Raw genomic sequence first — 16,143 nt, forward strand, 5'->3', positions numbered from 1 at the left:
CACAGCTCTGAGTCGCTGCCGCGCCTCAGCAACGGAGTGCCAACACGGCGCTTGGCGCAGACGAGCACCGCCACACACCTTCACAGCCCTCTCCGCCCCCCTTCTCAGTCCAGGAGTGATCCTCATGACCGGTACGTCCTCCCACCCTGTCGCCGTCGGCACGGTGTCCTCGTACGCCTTCTGGGGCCACGACGGCAAGGCACTCGCCACGTTCTACGCCGCCGCCTTGGGCTGGCAGCTCACCCAGGAGTTCCCCGACGAGAACGGCACTCCCACCGCCTTCCTCGTCACCGACGGCTCGACGACCTATGTCTTCTACACGGCCAAGGAGTTCAAGGCCCCCCGCTGGCCCGAGGACGAGCTGCCCTTTCACCTCGACCTGGCCTTCGACGACGTCGCGGCCGGCGAGCAGCGTTTGCTCGAACTGGGAGCCACCAAGCCCGACCACCAGCCCGGCGGCGAACACTGGACCGTCCTGCTGGACCCCTCGGGCCAGCCGTTCTGCATCAGCGCCCGCAGGGACCAGGCCGACGCCTGACCGGCCTCCGCCAGTCCCCCCAGCCCCAATACTGCTGAGAAATCCAGGAGTTACGTCGTGAAGATCGCAGTTCTCGGCACCGGCGGCGGAGGCCGCGCACACGCCGCCAAACTGGCGGAGCTCGGCCACGAGGTCACTGTGGGAACCCGGGACCCCCAGCTCACGCTCGGCCGCACCGAGCCCGATCTCATGGGCACCCCGCCGTTCGGCCAGTGGCTCGCCGGCCACCCCGGCATCAAGCTGATGCCCTTCGCAGACGCGGCGCAGAGCGCTGACTTCGTCATCAACGGCATCGACGGCGCCAACGCGGTGAGGGAGCTCACCGCGATCAGCAGGCATCTGGCCGGCAAGACCCTGATGGACTATGCCGTCCCCTACCGCTACAACCCGCAGCAGGCCTACCCCTGGCCCACTCCGTGGGGCGTGATGCCCGCCCTGGACCCGGTGGACTCCGACAGCCTGGGTGAGCGCATTCAGCGGGCGCTGCCCGCCACGAAGATAGTCAAGGCGTGCGTCACCCAGGAACAGGAAACGGCCACCGCGCCCGAGGCCATCGGCGGCGGTGATCACACCATGTTCATCGCGGGTGAGCACTCCGACGCCAAGGAGCAGGTCACCGCGCTCCTGCGGTCCTACGGCTGGCAGGACGTCCTCGACCTCGGGCCGATCGTCGCCTGCCGGGGAATGGAGATGTACGCCCACATGCACAGCGCGATCCAGTTCGCACTCGGCGGTGCCCGCTTCGGCATCAAGGTCGTCCGCTGACCGGGGCGGCGCCCCGTGAGAGAGGTTGAGGTCATGGCTTTCGACGAGGTGCTGGCGCAGCGGATCAAGGAGCTCCTGGAGCCGGAGGGGGTGACCGCGAAGAAGATGTTCGGCGGGATCACCTTCCTCCTGCAGGGCAACGCGCTCGCCAATCTGTACGAGGAGGGCCTGATGGTGCGCGTCGGGCCGGACGGGATGGACGAGGCCCTGGCCCGCCCTGGCACCAGGCAGCTGGTGTTCCGCGGCAAGGAACAGAACGGCTGGGTGGTCCTCGCGGAGGAGACCTTGGATGACGACGTCCTCGAAGAATGGCTGAGGCGAGCCATCGAGATCACCGCGGAACTGCCGCCCAAGTAGTCCGGCCGCCCTCGGCGTCGAGAACCACGTTTATCAGTCCTTACCCCCGTTCTCGTCACCGCGGGTGACGTGGCGGCCGGTGGATGGGCTGGTTCGGTGATGTCGTCCGCCCGGAAGGGCCGCCACTGCTCATGCCCTGCCGGTCGAGCCGGGCACGGTGGACCGGGCCAAGATCGACCGGGTCCTCATGCACGTCGCTGAACCGACCAGCGTGCTGGCACAACTCCACCTGGCCACCCGGCCAGGGGCACGGATCGGCCTGGCCGAGCCGGACTGGGACACCCTGGTCGTCGATGCGGAAGACCTCGACACGAGCCGTGCCTTCACGCGTTACACCACCTCAGAAGCGGTCCGCCACGCCACCATCGGCCGCCGCCTCGCCCGTGACGCCGAACAGACGGGCTTCGTTGTCGAGACGGTGAGGGCCACGACACCAGTCTTCCTCGACTTCCAAGACGCGGACCGCACCTTGGGACTCGGCCGCAACATGCAGCGAGCCATTCAGGACGGCCACATTGATGACGCACGCGGCCGCGGGTGGTTCATGTCGCTCTCCGAGGGACCTTTCTTCGCGGTGCCCGGCCGGGGCTCGCTGAACGGACTGCCGGGGGCGCTCCTGCTCGGTGAGCTCCAGGAGCACGGCGGTCTGCGCTACCTCGGCAGCGTCGGTACCGGCTTCACCGACCGCGACCGCAGTGACCTCGTCCGCCTCCTGGCGGTGGCCGCCGTCACCGATTGCCCCTTCACCGCCGCTCCGGCCGTGCCCGGCGCCCGGTGGGTGCTGCCCCGCCTGGTCGCCGAAGTCCGCTACGCCACCCGCACCCGGCCGGCTTCCTGCGCCATCCCTCCTTCCAGCGGCTGCGCCCCGAGCTGGCACCGGAGCAAATCTGACCCGGAGCGGAGGGTCAGCGGCTCCTTGGGAAAGGCGAGAACACCGGACAACAGCGTTGGCCGACTGCCAAGATCACGAGTGTTGCGGTGTCCGTGATCGCTCAAAGGAGTCTGGCGTGGCCCAGTGGATAGTCATGATCCGGCCGGTAGAAGGAGTGGCTGCCGAAGGGGCTGGTATGGAACTCTTCGGACCGTTCCAGGGCAGCCCGGAGGAGGCATCCAGGATCTTCGCCGACAAGGTGAACTCGTATACAGGCGAGCTGCGGAAGGTGGGTCGAAGGGAGATCTACAAGCACTCGGACCGGTCCTACCTCGTCCGCGTTCGCGGGAGTCTTTCCCAGTACTCCTACCTCTTCGAGCTTGCCGAACGCGTAGCGGACGCAGAGCCGCCCAGCGTTCCCGGTGCGATCGCCTGAAGTGCATCTACGCTGCTTAGCGCAGTGTGTACGTGCCCACCCGGTGGCGGGCGGTGTGCCGCTCCAGCTGTGCGCGCACGCCCGGGTCGCGGAGGCGGAGCTCGTTCACGTGCAGCAGCGGGTTGCCCTCGCCGGTCGGCGGGCGGGCCCGGTGGCAGCAGTCGCACCTGCTGCGCGATCCCGACCATCCACCCGTCCTGTGTCTGGTGCCCGACAAGCTGGCGGACGACCGCCTCGGTGCCCAGGTAGATGACCTTGTGGCGGGCCTGGAGGTAGCCGCGCAGGATCTGCCGCAGCGCGGCCGACGACTTCGGGGTCAGCTCGACCTCGACCGCGAACAACAGCTGGGTGTCGGGGCGGATGACGACGAGGTCGGGCCAGTGCACCGACCGCACCCCCAGCGGCACCGCCAGGGTCTCCCCGCGGTCCGCGCCGATCGGCGCCAACTGCGGCGCCCCGACGTCGGCCAGGAGCTGCGCCGCCCGCCCGGGAACGGCGTCGGCGGTGCGCACTTCGCGCTCGGTGAGCACGACGGGCTGCCCGGTGCCGGCCTCCTGGCGCAGCCCGACATCCGCCAGTGCGAGCCGGTGCAGCAGCCGTTCGCTCGGAGGGTGCGGCGCTCCGAGTGCCGTGCCCGAGAGGCGGGCGCCGCGTTCCGTCGTCCACACCACCGTCCCCGCCCACCGGGTCTCCGCCGACCGGAACAACAACCCCGCCTCCGTCATCAAACGCACCCGCGTGCGCGCCGTCTCCACTTGCCCGCCCCAGCACGCCGCCGCGGCCTGGCGCAGCGTCAGCGACCCGTACCGCGTCGCCAGCGCGAGCAGCCGTTCGTCCGCGCTCGTGCGTACCCACCCATCGCCGCGGGCCTCTCCGGTGCCCTGCACCGTGCGGCGCCGCTGCGCCCGCTCCCGGTACCCGCTCACCCGCTCCGCTTCCTGCTCCCGTTGCGTTTCCTTCTCCACCTTTGCTCTCCCTGTAGTTGCCGCACCCGGCTTGCTGCGGTGCGGGCCGGGAAGGGCAGCGTGGCGGGGGAGCGGACACCCCCTCGGACGGCGGGGTCGACCGGGTGGCGGTCGACGTCGCGGTGCTCCTGGCGGTGGAGGCCGTTCGGGCGGGGCTCGGTATCGTTGGGGCCCGGCCCGGCCTGCAGTCTTGTACCTGCGGGCCGGGCCTCCACGGTCCGGTCCCTGTCCACAGGTGCGACGCTGGACCCTGCGGGTATGGAGATCACCTCACCGGGCCGTGCCCGGAGGAAGACGAACCGGCGGGCACGCAAGGCGTGCCCGGCCCACTACTACCCCCGCAACGAGGACACCCGGGCGCTGCTCGCCACCAGGTTCCCCGTCGGCGGTCTGCCCGCGCCGGTGCGGTTCCTCCTCGCTCGGGAGGACTGGACGGTGCGGGCGCTCTCGTCCCGGGCGGATCTGACGCCGTTCGTGGTCCGCCTCCTGGCCCGGGGCTGGCGGCTGCCGATCGGCCCGGCCTCGCGCCGTACGGGGCGCCGCCTGGTCGCGGATCTGGTGTGCCCGGGGTGCATCGAGCACTTCCGGCAGCAGCAGGAGGAACAGCGGGAGAGCGATAAGCGGCAGGCCCGTAGGATTGGCTGCGCATCGCGCACGCGAGCAGCGCGCGCAGGACACGCCAGTTCGCGGATCTCACCGAGTACCGCTACCAGGCTGCACGAGCCGGGGGCCCTGCGATCGCAGCACGCAACTACTTCACCTCGACGAGCCCCGGTGAGGGATGAATTGGGCGAGGTGACCGAGCGTCGATGGCGCAGAGCCGAACAGGCTCCGTGCCCTGCACGGGCGTAGTCCTCGACGGCGCGGGCGCCGGAAGAGCACCACGTCGCCGCCCGACTCGACAAGTTGCGCTGGATGATCCGCACCCGGCCCGCACGCCGTTGGACTCCTCAACTCCCCGATATCCAGCACGATCCCAGGGAGGCGGTCCTGGTACTGACCATGGTGCTGACCGCGATTCCGCCTCTACTGACCACGCGCCCGCCGCCAAGGTCAGTACCGGGCAGGAGGAGACCACGGAGGTGACCACGGCTGCTCATGCGCGGGTCGCCGACTGGTTCCCGACCCTGGCCTCACACAGGTCTCACCGCTGCCATTGGCAGCGGTGAGAGGCCACACGATTCTCCACTCTCGACGACCTGATTGTCAGTGGCGGCTGGAAGGCTGGGACACATGGACAGGGATGAGGAGTTGCTGCGCGGCCGGGTCTACGGCGAGGACCACGACCATCCCCGGCCCGGTCCCAAGCCCGGCCGGGTATATGCCGAACTGGTCGGCGGCCCGCTGGACGGCCTGTTCCTCGACATCACCGGCTGGAGCACGGACGCGATCGACACCGGGGTTGCGCTGATGACCGAGCTCGGGCAGTTCGGGCCGGGCGGCCGGGCCTTGTACGACCCGCGCCCCGGCGAGCGGAACCGCTGGGACTGGTCCGGCGACACCCACTGATCAGCAGCCGGGCAGGGAACTGTCCTGCCCGGCTGCTGGTGCGGATCTTTCTGAGTGACGGCACGCCATGGCCGCGAGATGGCTTCCCGGCCTACGTGGTTCAACTGCTCAGAGCACCTCCTGAGCATGGCCCGCCCCGGATTCGAGCGTGTGGGGGACGGAGCCGGGATCCGACACTTCGACGTCCGCGTCAACGTGCACGGACGTCCCTTTCAGCGGAAGTCCACCGTGTGGTCGACCGCCCACTCCCGGAAGGATCGGGCAGGGGTGCCCGTGATGCGCTCCACCTCATTGTTGACCGGCTCCGGATTCTTGAGCATCTCCGCCTGGGCCGGCAGCACGGCCTCCACCAACTCCGGCGGGTAGCCTGCGGCCTTCATCTGCTCGACGGCCTCGTCCAGCGTGACCTCCTCGAACCGCACCGGCCGCCCGATCGCCTCGCCGATCAGCGCCACCTGCCGTTCCTGGGTGACCAGTTCAGGGCCGGTGAGCACAGGGCGGGCGCCGAGCAGAGCGTCGGTTGTCAGCGCCTGGACGGCGACCGCCGCCATGTCCGCCTCGTGGATCAGCGAGCGGGCCAGCTTCGCCAACGGCGCCCGTACCGCACCGGTCGTGCGGACCTCCTGCGCCCAGCCCAGCGTGTTGTTCGCGAACCCGGTGGGCCGCAGCGCCGTCCACTCCAGGCCCGATGCCTCGATCAGCCGCTCCAGCTCCGTATGGAACATGGTGATCGCCTCACCCGGCTTCTCCTTCCCGCCGCCGACCCCGGCAGATGACAGGTACACCACCCGCCGGGCGCGCTTCCCGATCGCGTCGATCACCTCCGACGCACCCTCGGCACTCAGGAACGGCCACACCAGGAAGACCGCATCGACACCCTCCAGAGCCGTGTCCAGCGATGCGGGATCACCAAGATCGCCGCGCACCGCCTGCACACCCTCCGGGAAGTCCGCCTCCCCTCTCACCAGCGCCCGCACAGGCACGCCCGCCGCATGCAGTTGGGCCACCACCGCGCCGCCGACCTTTCCCGTCGCGCCAGTCACCAGGATCCTGGGCCGTGTCATCGGAGCCTCCTCGTCTCGCTGTTCGATGACACGACTCTCGTACATCAACCAAGGTTCAGGTCAAGCCCGACCGGCAGAGTCACCGACTCAGCTCCTGACCTCGACCGTCACTCCAGGATCCGCACCCCTCGGCTGCTGCGACTCCTCCCAGAGCCCGGCGGGAATGTTGTCCCGGGTCATGATGCTGCCTCCTGGGGAAGATGGATTGATGGCAGCGGATACCTGTGGTGGTGTTTCGTCCGCGTGGAGGTGGTGAGCGCCTCGCGGTCGGCGGTCCCGCTGCGGCTCTCTGCCGGAGAGCTCGTCCCTGACCCAGGGTGGTGTGGCTCAGAGTCGGTGACTTCCCTGACCGGCAGGAAAGCCCCGTGAGGCGTTTTCCTACTCAAGCGGTGCCGCAGGAGTGGGGTTCGGCCTCGGGGTGCGTAGGTGCGGCGGACTTGAGGGAGGAGCGAGACGCCTGATTCGTCGAGGAACACGATCCAGGCACGTGTGTTCACGGCCCCCTTTTGATCCGCGGCCACTCGTGCGCGATCCACCGGGCGATCTCGGACTCGTCCCGCGCGACCGCCCGACGTTCGGGCCGCTGAAGACTCCACCCCAACCGACCGGTCAACAGGCGCCACACCGAGGCTCTGGACAACACCACCCCGGTCACGCGCTCCACGACGGCACCGACGCGTTCGAGGGTCCACAGGTCAGCCTCGAAACCATGCGCCTGTGCACCTCGCTCCAATGCGGTCCGGAGCGTCTCGACCTGGGCGTCGTCCAGCTTGGGCGGGCGTCCGGTGGCCGCACGACGTCGCAGGGCCGAAGCGCCCCCGGTCTCCCACACCCGCCGCCAACGCCGCACACTCTCGGAACACACCCCCACCGCCCGAGCGACCTCCGCGTTCGAGACACCCTCCTCGAACATCTCGACCGCCCGAACACGACGCGCCTCCGCCAACTGCGGTCGTGACAGCGGCGGGAGAGGAGAATCAGAAGCCGAGGACGAAGGCTGATAGTAAGGGCTGTCCCGCAACCGCTGGTCACGAGTGAGATGATCTTGGTGTGGCTGGTGTGATCACGGCGTCGGAGCCGTCTTGGATACGTCCGTTCACCGGGCTGAGCCCACGCTGCTTCGGCAAGTTGGTGACCACGGTGCAACGCGAGAGCGCAGCCGAACCACAGACGGGGCGCCCGTGGGGCCTGCCGCTTGAGGACCGCATTCTGTTGGTCGCGGCCTACTGGCGCACGAACTTGACGATGCGCCAGCTGGCCCTGCTGTTCGGGATTTCGAAGTCGCGGCCGACCGGATCATCGGCCACATCGGCCCCCTGCTGGCCTTGCCGTCTCGACGCCGGTTCGCAAGGGGTACGGTACTGATCGTGGACGGGACCCTGGTGCCAACCCGCGATCACACGGTGGCCGAGCAGTCGAAGAACTATCGGTACTCCACCAATCACCAAGTCGTCATCGACGCCGACACCCGCCTGGTCGTCGTGGTCGGACGACCGCTGCTGGGCAACCGCAACGACTGCAGGGCGTGGGAGGAATCGGGGGCCAAGGGCGCGGTCGGCCGGACGACCGTGATAGCTGATGGCGGCTATCCAGGAACCGGGTTGATCATGCCGCACCGCCGCACTCAGGGCGAAGAATTGCCCGGCTGGAAGCGGGAGCACAACCGCTCACACAAACAGGTCCGTGCCCGAGTGGAGCACACCTTTGCCCGGATGAAGACCTGGAAAATCCTTCGCGACTGCCGTCTCAAGGGCGACGGCGTCCACCACGCCATGCGCGGCATCGCCCGCCTACACAACCTGGCCCTTACCGGATAGGGGGTCAGCATCCCCTTGAACCCGGGCATGCAGATGCATGTCATGCCAGCCATCCGCATGCCGAAGTGCACTGCGTCGAACGCCCTCGAATGTGAAACCGGCCTTCTCGGCCACCCTGCAAGAAGCCTCGTTGCGGTCAGAGTGCGCAAGTTCCAGACGGTGGAAATCCACCTCCTTCAGTGCCCAGTTGGACAATGTGGTGAGAGAGCGCGGAGCGACGCCTTGGCCGCGGGCATGGGGCAGAACCCAGTACGCGCATTCAGCAAGCCCCTGGAAAAGATCCATCCAGCGCAAGGCCACCCGGCCCAGGAGCTCACCGCCGAAGCCATGGGTGACCGCCCACTGGGCGCCGCGCTCCTCCTGCCACTGCCGGTCGGCGGCCGCAATCCACTCCTCAGCTTCCGCCCGCGAGGACATGCGACGCATAGACCAGCGCCGGATCGTCGCGTCCTGGAAGGCATCCTGCAAGACCGCGGCGTCCTCTACCGTCCAGGGTCGCAAGAGCAGCTCTTCGTCGGACGACAAAAGCGAGGGCTGGACGGAACCGGACAGACTCCCTGCCGGGATGACAGGCGCGATCGACAGACTCATGGCCAACATCATCACCTTACCAAGAAGCGGGTGCCAAACCCCCTCGTCCTGCCAGGCCAGCAGCCCAGTGACCAACAACCAAAGATCACTTACGGGACAGCCCTTAGCCCCCGTTTGCGCCCCGGCGTCTTCTTGTGTGCGTCCAGTCCCGTAGTGGTCTTCGGGACACCGGCGGCAGCGCGCACAGACTGGGTGTCGATGACCACCAGGGACGGATCTTCCAAACGCCGGGCCTTCTCCCGTACCTGGCAGCGCAGGAGTTCCTGGACCCGCTGGTCGAGCCCGCCCTGACGCCACAGCGTGAAGTAGTAGAACACCGCTGACCAGGTGGGGAGATCATGGGGCAGGTAGCGCCACTGGCAACCCGTCCGGTTCTGGTAGAAGATCACGTTCACGATCTCCCGGAGATCGCAGGCCCCCGGGTCGCCGGTCGCAGACCGGCCTACCCGGTCCTGTTTCCACGCTGTGATCACCGGTGCGATCAGCGCCCAACCCACGTCGGACAAGTCGCTTGGATACGGTCTGCGCTCACTCACCCTGCTGCTCCCGCTGAGTGGAGCAGTCCAGCCAGAGTTGCGTAGGAGCGGTCCCAGGTCCATTCCGTTTGGACCCAGCGGCGGCCTCTCTTTCCCATCGTGTGGGCGAGTTCGGGGTTGCGGAGGAGTCGGGTGAGACGGTCCGTCGTCGCTGCCACCGAGTGGCCGTCGATGATATGGCCGGTCTCACCCTCGCGTACTGCGTCAGGGGCGCCGCCCGAGTCGCCTGCCAGGACGGGGAGTCCGGACGCAGCGGCCTCCAGGTAGACGATGCCCAGGCCCTCCACCTCCAGTCCGCTTCTGCGGGTTCGGCAGGGCATGGCGAAGGCGTTGGCAGCGGCGTAGAAGGAGGGAAGGGCGTGGTGGGGATGGCCTCCTGCGAAGACGACCGAGTCCAAGACGCCTTCGGTCGTGGCAAGTCGGCGTAGTTCGGAGGCGTAGGGGCCGTCGCCGACCAGGAGGAGCATGGCGTCCGGGACCGCCCTGCGGATCCAGGGCAGTGCCCTGATCAGGGTGTCCTGGCCCTTGCGCGGGACCAGCCGGGCCGCGCACAGAATCACCGGGCGGCGGCCGAGGCCGTAGCGGGCCCGCACCGGCCCACCGTCCAAGGAGGGGTGGAAGGCCGTGGTGTCCACGCCGGGGACCAGACGCGCGGTACGGGTTCCGGGAACGAGGGCCGCCTCGATCGGCCGGCGGGTGCTCGCGCCCAGCCAGGTCAGGGTGTCGGCCTCCGTGCCGATGCGTCGCAGCAGGCCGCGGGCGCCGGGGGTGCGCGCCCACCACACCTCGTGGCCGTGCGTGGTGGCAACGGTGGTACGGATGTCCGTCGTCTCCCGCAGTCGGCCTGCCATCAGGCCGAGCGGTGCCGCCGCGCCGAACCACGCCCGGTCGCAGCCGTATCGGCGGGCTACGGATGCGGCGTGTGCGGCGGCCCGGGGGGTCGGCAGGAGGGTGTGTGCCCGGTGGCGGATCACCGGGTACGGGAAGGCCTCGTCGGGTACTGAATCCGCCGTGTCAGGGCTCAGCGCCGAGGTGAAGACGACCACCTCGTCGGGCGGGAAACGGTCGGCCAGTTCACGGATGAACGTCTCGATGCCGCCCTGCTTGGGAGGGAAGTCATTGGTGACGATCAGTGTGCGAGGGCGGGAGCTGTTCGTCATACGAGGGCCTTTTTCCTGGAAGGGGCAACGGTGGTGCTGTCGCGCTGTGAAACCCGGTATGCCAGCGCGCCGAGCACCAGCGGATAGACGAGATAGCCGAAGCGCGTCGCGGGCATCAGTGCCGTGGCCAGGCCCAGACCGAGCGCAAGCCGGAGGGCCGCCGCCCGTGCCGTCCCCGGCGGCCGTACCACCAGCGACACCGCGATCAGCAACGCGCTCACCGCGAGGAGTGCGAGCGCGATCACCGTGCCACCGGGGAGGTACGTCGCGAGCAGGTAGCCGGGCAGCGGGCTCGTGGCCGGTGACGGGGTGTCGGCCAGGCCGAGGGGAAACGCGATGACGCTCCGGTAGAAGCCGGCGGGGTTGGTGAGAGCGAAGGGCAGCACCGCCACCGTCGCGGTGACGAAGGCAGCTGCCGCGTACCGCAGCGCGTGCCGCCCGCTGTGGCGTACGGATATCAGCGCCAACGCCACGGGAAGCGCGGGCCAGGCCGTCCACTTGAGCGCGGCAGCCGCACCGAGCACCAGTCCCGCCCGGCCCGCCCGCCCTTGCCCGGCGAGCACGATCCCGAGGCACATCAGGCCGACCACCGGCAGGTCGACCCCGCCCACCACCAGCGGCAACGCGACCAGCGGACAGGCGAGCAGCCAGGCCCGGCGCAGACCAGCCGCAACGAGGGCCGCCACGAAGGCGCAGCCCAGCCACCATCGGGCGTCCCCCGGCAGCACTCCGAACAGCGCCATCCCTGGGAGGTAGGGGTTGAAGTCGGTGACGGCCGCAGGGTCGGTGACGTACGGACTGGCCGTCGTGAGCAGCAAGTGCCCCGACCGTTCGACGACCGCGACCTCCAGCTGCCCGAGCCTCGCCGTCAGCAGCCAGCCGAGCGGTACTACGACGGCCCCTGCCACTGCGGCCATGCGGGCGGCGGGGCGGGAGCGCACACGGCACGCCAGTACCGCCGCGACCGCGTAGCCCCCGGCCGCCGCCACGCCCCATACCCGGTGCGGCCCCAGATCCGAGACCAGGGCGAGACCCAGCGCGGCGATCGTGCAGGCGGCCCACGCGTACCGCTCGTGCTGCACGTACCGGAACCACTGCACGTACCGTTCAAGGCTCTTCGTCATGTCCAGCGACGCTACGAATCCACAGGCCGGATGGCGTCAACCGAGACTCCGCACCTGGGACTCAACCCGTGGCATGACATCCGTGCGCAGTCTCAACCCGTGCGGCGATGTGCGCACCCGCGCCGGCACGGATCATGGAGGCATGCGTACGTCCCTTCAGCAGCGGTTCCGCACCTGGACCGCCGCACCCGCCTACCCCTGGCTCACCGGCGGCATCCTGACCGGCACCGCTATGGCGGAGTTGATCGCCTTTCCCGCGTCGGTGACGACCACCGTCGGGGTGCTGGTCTCCTCCGCCTCGTTGATATGGCGGCGGTCGTTCCCGCCCCTCGCGATGCTCACCGTCGCCGCGGGGCTGCTCGGATTCGCGGGGGGCGTCAACCTGTACGTCTCGATCATGGCGAGCGGGCTGATCGGCTGCTACACGCTGGGCCGGAGGCGGGTGCTGCACCCCGCGATGACCATCGCGGCGTGTGCGCTCGGGGCGCTGTGCGTCAACCTGGTGCACATCAACACCTGGTCGAAGATGGAGCTACCCGTGCCCGCACTCTGGGAGAAGGGCTCCTTGAGCCTGTTCGCCGAGTCGTTCCTGCTGACCGTGGTCATCTTCGGGGCCGTGATGATGGGTGACGCGGTACGTTCCAGAGAGGAAACCCGCAACGAACGAAACCTGGCCCAGGCCCAGTTGATCGCCATGGAACGGCAACAGGCCGCCGAGGCCGAACGGGCCGCCATCGCCCGCGAACTGCACGACATCGTCTCCCACTCGGTGTCCATGATCGCCGTGCAGGCCGAGAGTGCCACGTACACCACCCCTGGGCTCACGCCCGAGGCCCGCGACGGCTTCCAGCAGATCGCCGGCACCGCCCGCTCCTCGATGGCCGAACTGCGCCGCCTCCTCGGCGTACTGCGCACCCCGCAGAGCGACACGGCCCTTGCCGCCCCGCAGCCGACCCTCGACCATCTCGCCGGACTGGTCGAGCAGCACCGAACGGTGGGCGGCGCGATCGAATTGAAGGTCACCGGGGAGCGGGTGTCGCTGCCTGCGGCATGGGAGCTGTCCGCCTACCGGATTACCCAGGAGGCGCTGACCAACGTGCGCAAGCATGCGCCCGGTGCCCATACGGTAGTAGAGATCGACTACGGCGCCGACAGGCTGCTCACGCTGCGCATCCATAACGACGGACCTGGGCCGGTCTCCGGTCCGGTCTCCGGTACGGGCCACGGCCTCGCCGGGATGCGGGAACGGGCGGCACTGGTCGGGGGCCGGCTCAGCGCGGGCATGTGCCCGGATGACGGTTTCCTGGTGGAGGCGCAACTGCCCTGGGCCGCCGGGTGACGGGGCCCCTTCACGGGGAGAAGGAGTCTTGTGTGATCAGGGCACTGGTCGCCGACGACCAGGCGGTCGTCCGGACCGGCTTTGTCAACCTCCTGGCCACGCAGGAGGACATCGAGGTCGTGGGCGAGGCAGAGGACGGCGTGCAGGCGGTACGCATTGCCGCCGAGACCCGGCCTGACCTCGCACTCCTCGACATCCGGATGCCGCACAAGAACGGCATTGAGGCGGCCCGCGAGATCCTGACTGCGTCCGGCGGCGCGACGAAGGTGCTAATGCTGACAACCTTCGGTCTCGACGAGTACGTGTACGACGCGCTCGCGGCAGGGGCGGGCGGCTTTCTGCTCAAAGACGCCACCTTCCCCGAACTGCTGCACGCAGTACGGGTGGTGGCGGCCGGCAACGCGCTGCTCTCGCCCGAGATAACCAAGCGGGTGATCGGCGAGTTCGTGCATGCGCGGGCATCGCGGTTGCCGGTCCACACTGTGGAGGAGCTCACTGCGCGTGAGGCGGAGGTGCTCACGCTGATTGCGCGGGGGCTGTCCAATGCCGAGATCGCGGGGCGGCTCACCATCACGGACCACACCGTGAAGACCCATATCAACCGGCTGTTCGCGAAACTGGAACTGCGGGACCGGGCGCAGGCCGTAATCGTGGCTTATGAGCTAGGGCTGGTACAGGTGGGAGGTGGCGCTGGCTGAGTAACTGTTATCTGTCCCGAACAGCGAACATGCCCCTCCGCCCGACCGCAGCTACTCCGTCCTGGCGCGGCACCCTCCAGGACGCCGAGGGAACATCACCGAACTTCTCACCACTACCCGAGCCCGTCACGGCGCGGCCCCCGCCTGGGCGGGCCCCTCTGCATACCTACCGACGACTTTCGCCCTGAACATCACGCGTAGCCGCCTCGGACGCCTCACCGCCCAGACTGGCTCCCTCAATCGAGACGAGGCCGCTATCAGAAACGGACTTAACGCCCTCTGAGAGCGTGGGCGACGGCCTCGATCTCCTCGGCGGACCATCTCGAGAGGTCGGTTCCTTTAGGAAAGTACGGGCGCAGCAGCCCGTTGGTGTTCTCGTTCGTGCCGCGTTGCCAGGGGCTGTGAGGATCGGCGAAGAACACGGGAATGCCCGTTTCGACTCTGAACTGTGAATGCGCCGACATTTCCTTCCCCCGATCCCATGTCAGCGACCGTCTCAGCTGCTCGGGCAGCGTCGACATCGTGCTGGTGAGCGCGTTCTTCATCGTGATCGCTCCATAACCGGCCAGCGCAGGACCCTTCTTGACCGTGTGCTTGTGCCGGTAGCCCTCCTCGCGCGGCAGGTGAACCAGCATGGTGAATCGCGTGCACCGCTCGACGACGGTCCCGATCGCGGAACGCTCCAGCCCGATGATCAAATCGCCTTCCCAGTGGCCGGGAACGGCACGGTCCTCGACCTCGGTGGGCCGTTCGCTGATGAGCGCTTCGGGTGTGACGTGCGCCCAGGTCTTCCGACGTGAACGAGCGCGCGGGGCACGCAGCGGGCGGCCCGTGCGCAGGCACAGGATCAGTTCACGCCTGAGCGCCCCGCGGCCCTGAATATAGAGAGCCTGATAGATCGCCTCGTGACTGATGCGCATGGACTCATCATCCGGGAAATCGACTTTGATCCGGTTCGCGACCTGCTCCGGACTCCACGCCTGAACCCACGCGCGATCCGTGCGATGCGGTTTGTTCCGCCCCGTCCACTCACCCGTTGCAGGGCCTGCGACTGCCCGGCCGCAGGGCGTGCTGATCTGTCCGGACAGCCGCGCCTGGACGTACGAGTGCAGCCGCGAGTTGGCGACCAACTTCGCCGTCTTCGGGCGACGAGCAGCCAGGTCGGCCTTCCACTGCGCGACCGACGCCCGGTAGTCGAGTTTCCCGCTCAGGGTAGCCGCGTTGCGTCGCAGGTCACGGGAAATCGTCCCCGGATCACGGCCGACGTCTCGAGCGATCGCGCGTACGCCCTTGCCCTGGGCTTTGAGGAGCGCGATCTCCTCCCGCTCATGGAACGACAGGTACCTGTCTGACGGCGACTTCGGATCGAACGGTCGCATCCCGCCACACTGTCGGTACCAGCGCGTGGCCACCGCCGGCGCCACGCCAACGATTCCGGCGGCTTCCTCGGGGAGAAGTCCCTTGGCGATCTCGGCCCAGAACGCCGCTTCGACATGGCGCTGAAACTTCGGATGCCCCGGAGACCTCAACTTCGGGCGTACTGCCCGATCCGCTGCCTGCTGACGACGAGCCATCCAGCACCTCGCAGATCACGGGGTGTTGCGACGACCCGTTGAATCCGCCCAACTTGAGTTCTCGTGGTTGTCGCAACACCCCAGCTCAAGGGGGGCGATGGACTTCGAGATCCGCAAGGACAGGACGGAGCGGGGGCCCAGGAAGCTCCGCGCTGAGCGGGCGGAATATTCCGGCTCGTGACAGCGGGATGCAGCAACAAGGCAGCATCCAGGCTCGTCTGGTCATGATCAGTGACTGTCCCGCCGAGGCGGACGACCGTGCCATGCCCGGCCACTCTGGGAAGGTGACCTCATCATCAGCAAGAACAGCGGCTCGGCAATCGGCACCCTCGTCGAACGCAGCACCCGCTACGTGATGCTCCTGCACCTGCCCACCGATCACACCGCGACCAGCGTCCGCGACGCCCTGACGGAGACCGTGCAGAGGCTGCCCCAGCACCTCAAACGGTCTCTGACCTGGGACCAGGGCGCCGAGATGACCGCCCACCGCAGCCTCACCCTCGCCACGGACATCCCGGTCTACTTCTGCAACCCCGCCAGCCCCTGGCAGCGCGGCTCGAACGAAAACACCAACGGCCTGCTACGCCAGTACTTCCCCAAGGGCACAGACGTGTCCGTCCACACCCGCGAACAGCTCGACGCCGTCGCCGCCCAGCTCAACGACCGACCACGCAAAACGCTCGGCTGGGAAGCCCCAGCCGAGCGCCTGCATGAACTCATCGCCGTCTGACACAACCGATCACGTGTGGCGACGATCTCCAGAATCCGCCTTGCCTCTGCCGGGGCCGGGTCGGGTTCC

General features: G+C 68.5%; 14 protein-coding genes and 4 pseudogenes. 10 read left to right on the top strand and 8 right to left on the bottom strand.

Going from position 1 to position 16,143, the window contains the following annotated elements; translation table 11 throughout:
• Positions 1-124: 124 nt before the first annotated feature.
• The 5 genes from ACWGIG_RS06485 (at position 125) to ACWGIG_RS06505 (ending at position 2,967) form a co-directional block, all read left to right on the top strand.
• The gene (locus ACWGIG_RS06485) at positions 125-538 is read left to right on the top strand and encodes a VOC family protein (protein ID WP_453320393.1); all 414 of its coding nucleotides are present in this window, start codon (positions 125-127) and stop codon (positions 536-538) included.
• A gap of 57 nt (positions 539-595) precedes the next feature.
• Complete coding sequence (locus ACWGIG_RS06490; RefSeq protein ID WP_453320394.1) at positions 596-1,303, top strand: NADPH-dependent F420 reductase; 708 nt, start codon at positions 596-598, stop codon at positions 1,301-1,303.
• A gap of 33 nt (positions 1,304-1,336) precedes the next feature.
• Complete coding sequence (locus tag ACWGIG_RS06495) at positions 1,337-1,660, top strand: TfoX/Sxy family protein (RefSeq protein ID WP_453320395.1); 324 nt, start codon at positions 1,337-1,339, stop codon at positions 1,658-1,660.
• A gap of 187 nt (positions 1,661-1,847) precedes the next feature.
• Complete coding sequence (locus ACWGIG_RS06500) at positions 1,848-2,648, top strand: ATP dependent DNA ligase (RefSeq protein WP_453320396.1); 801 nt, start codon at positions 1,848-1,850, stop codon at positions 2,646-2,648.
• A 19-nt stretch (positions 2,649-2,667) separates the two neighbouring features.
• Positions 2,668-2,967 carry a hypothetical protein gene (locus tag ACWGIG_RS06505; protein ID WP_453320397.1) on the top strand — a complete coding sequence of 100 codons (300 nt, stop codon included), beginning with the start codon at positions 2,668-2,670 and terminating at the stop codon, positions 2,965-2,967.
• On the opposite strand, the gene ACWGIG_RS06510 is transcribed toward ACWGIG_RS06505, so the two are convergent.
• The gene (locus ACWGIG_RS06510) at positions 2,898-3,932 is read right to left on the bottom strand and encodes a hypothetical protein (RefSeq protein ID WP_453320398.1); all 1,035 of its coding nucleotides are present in this window, start codon (positions 3,930-3,932) and stop codon (positions 2,898-2,900) included. The genes ACWGIG_RS06505 and ACWGIG_RS06510 overlap by 70 nt on opposite strands.
• Positions 3,933-5,165: 1,233 nt before the next feature.
• On the opposite strand from ACWGIG_RS06510, the gene ACWGIG_RS06515 reads away from it, so the two are divergent.
• Positions 5,166-5,441, top strand: coding sequence for a hypothetical protein (locus ACWGIG_RS06515; protein ID WP_453320399.1), 276 nt, complete (start codon positions 5,166-5,168; stop codon positions 5,439-5,441).
• Positions 5,442-5,653: 212 nt separating this feature from the next.
• Here the strand turns inward: ACWGIG_RS06515 and ACWGIG_RS06520 are convergent, their stop codons facing one another.
• Both ACWGIG_RS06520 and ACWGIG_RS06525 read right to left on the bottom strand, forming a co-directional pair.
• Complete coding sequence (locus ACWGIG_RS06520; protein WP_453320400.1) at positions 5,654-6,505, bottom strand: NAD(P)H-binding protein; 852 nt, start codon at positions 6,503-6,505, stop codon at positions 5,654-5,656.
• Between the two features lie 493 nt (positions 6,506-6,998).
• Complete coding sequence (locus ACWGIG_RS06525) at positions 6,999-7,526, bottom strand: winged helix-turn-helix domain-containing protein (protein WP_453320401.1); 528 nt, start codon at positions 7,524-7,526, stop codon at positions 6,999-7,001.
• A gap of 29 nt (positions 7,527-7,555) precedes the next feature.
• Between ACWGIG_RS06525 and ACWGIG_RS06530 the strand changes: the two are divergent.
• Positions 7,556-8,322, top strand: a pseudogene (locus ACWGIG_RS06530) (transposase).
• Here ACWGIG_RS06530 and ACWGIG_RS06535 read toward each other — a convergent pair.
• From ACWGIG_RS06535 to ACWGIG_RS06550, 4 genes and pseudogenes are all read right to left on the bottom strand, one after another.
• Positions 8,296-8,913 carry a GNAT family N-acetyltransferase gene (locus ACWGIG_RS06535; protein WP_453320402.1) on the bottom strand — a complete coding sequence of 206 codons (618 nt, stop codon included), beginning with the start codon at positions 8,911-8,913 and terminating at the stop codon, positions 8,296-8,298. The pseudogene ACWGIG_RS06530 and the gene ACWGIG_RS06535 sit on opposite strands and share 27 nt — an antisense overlap.
• A gap of 104 nt (positions 8,914-9,017) precedes the next feature.
• Positions 9,018-9,449, bottom strand: a pseudogene (locus ACWGIG_RS06540) (transposase); the annotation flags it as partial.
• Complete coding sequence (locus ACWGIG_RS06545) at positions 9,446-10,609, bottom strand: glycosyltransferase family 4 protein (RefSeq protein WP_453320403.1); 1,164 nt, start codon at positions 10,607-10,609, stop codon at positions 9,446-9,448. The gene ACWGIG_RS06545 and the pseudogene ACWGIG_RS06540, both read right to left, overlap by 4 nt.
• Complete coding sequence (locus ACWGIG_RS06550; RefSeq protein WP_453320404.1) at positions 10,606-11,733, bottom strand: glycosyltransferase 87 family protein; 1,128 nt, start codon at positions 11,731-11,733, stop codon at positions 10,606-10,608. Before ACWGIG_RS06550 ends, ACWGIG_RS06545 begins: the two co-directional genes overlap by 4 nt.
• 142 nt (positions 11,734-11,875) lie before the next feature.
• Between ACWGIG_RS06550 and ACWGIG_RS06555 the strand changes: the two genes are divergently transcribed.
• On the top strand, positions 11,876-13,072 hold the full coding sequence (locus tag ACWGIG_RS06555) for a sensor histidine kinase (protein ID WP_453320405.1): 1,197 nt from the start codon (positions 11,876-11,878) through the stop codon (positions 13,070-13,072).
• A 32-nt stretch (positions 13,073-13,104) separates the two neighbouring features.
• Positions 13,105-13,770: a response regulator gene (locus ACWGIG_RS06560; protein WP_453320406.1), complete on the top strand. Its 666-nt coding sequence runs from the start codon at positions 13,105-13,107 to the stop codon at positions 13,768-13,770.
• Between the two features lie 272 nt (positions 13,771-14,042).
• Here the strand turns inward: ACWGIG_RS06560 and ACWGIG_RS06565 are convergent.
• Positions 14,043-15,344 (bottom strand): annotated as a pseudogene (locus tag ACWGIG_RS06565) (IS30 family transposase); the annotation flags it as partial.
• 218 nt (positions 15,345-15,562) lie between these two features.
• On the opposite strand from ACWGIG_RS06565, the pseudogene ACWGIG_RS06570 reads away from it, so the two are divergent.
• Positions 15,563-16,074: pseudogene (locus ACWGIG_RS06570) on the top strand (IS30 family transposase); the annotation flags it as partial.
• Between the last annotated feature and the right edge of the window lie 69 nt (positions 16,075-16,143).

Source organism: Streptomyces sp. NPDC054863 (genome assembly GCF_053610825.1).

Excerpts from the sequence above, each read along its gene's own strand:
- ACWGIG_RS06485 (WP_453320393.1), top strand. The coding sequence starts at position 125 with ATGACCGGTACGTCCTCCCACCCTGTCGCCGTCGGCACGGTGTCCTCG.
- ACWGIG_RS06495 (WP_453320395.1), top strand. The coding sequence starts at position 1,337 with ATGGCTTTCGACGAGGTGCTGGCGCAGCGGATCAAGGAGCTCCTGGAG.
- ACWGIG_RS06500 (WP_453320396.1), top strand. The coding sequence starts at position 1,848 with ATGCACGTCGCTGAACCGACCAGCGTGCTGGCACAACTCCACCTGGCC.
- ACWGIG_RS06515 (WP_453320399.1), top strand. The coding sequence starts at position 5,166 with ATGGACAGGGATGAGGAGTTGCTGCGCGGCCGGGTCTACGGCGAGGAC.
- ACWGIG_RS06520 (WP_453320400.1), bottom strand. The coding sequence starts at position 6,505 with ATGACACGGCCCAGGATCCTGGTGACTGGCGCGACGGGAAAGGTCGGC.
- ACWGIG_RS06535 (WP_453320402.1), bottom strand. The coding sequence starts at position 8,913 with ATGAGTCTGTCGATCGCGCCTGTCATCCCGGCAGGGAGTCTGTCCGGT.
- ACWGIG_RS06545 (WP_453320403.1), bottom strand. The coding sequence starts at position 10,609 with ATGACGAACAGCTCCCGCCCTCGCACACTGATCGTCACCAATGACTTC.
- ACWGIG_RS06550 (WP_453320404.1), bottom strand. The coding sequence starts at position 11,733 with ATGACGAAGAGCCTTGAACGGTACGTGCAGTGGTTCCGGTACGTGCAG.
- ACWGIG_RS06555 (WP_453320405.1), top strand. The coding sequence starts at position 11,876 with ATGCGTACGTCCCTTCAGCAGCGGTTCCGCACCTGGACCGCCGCACCC.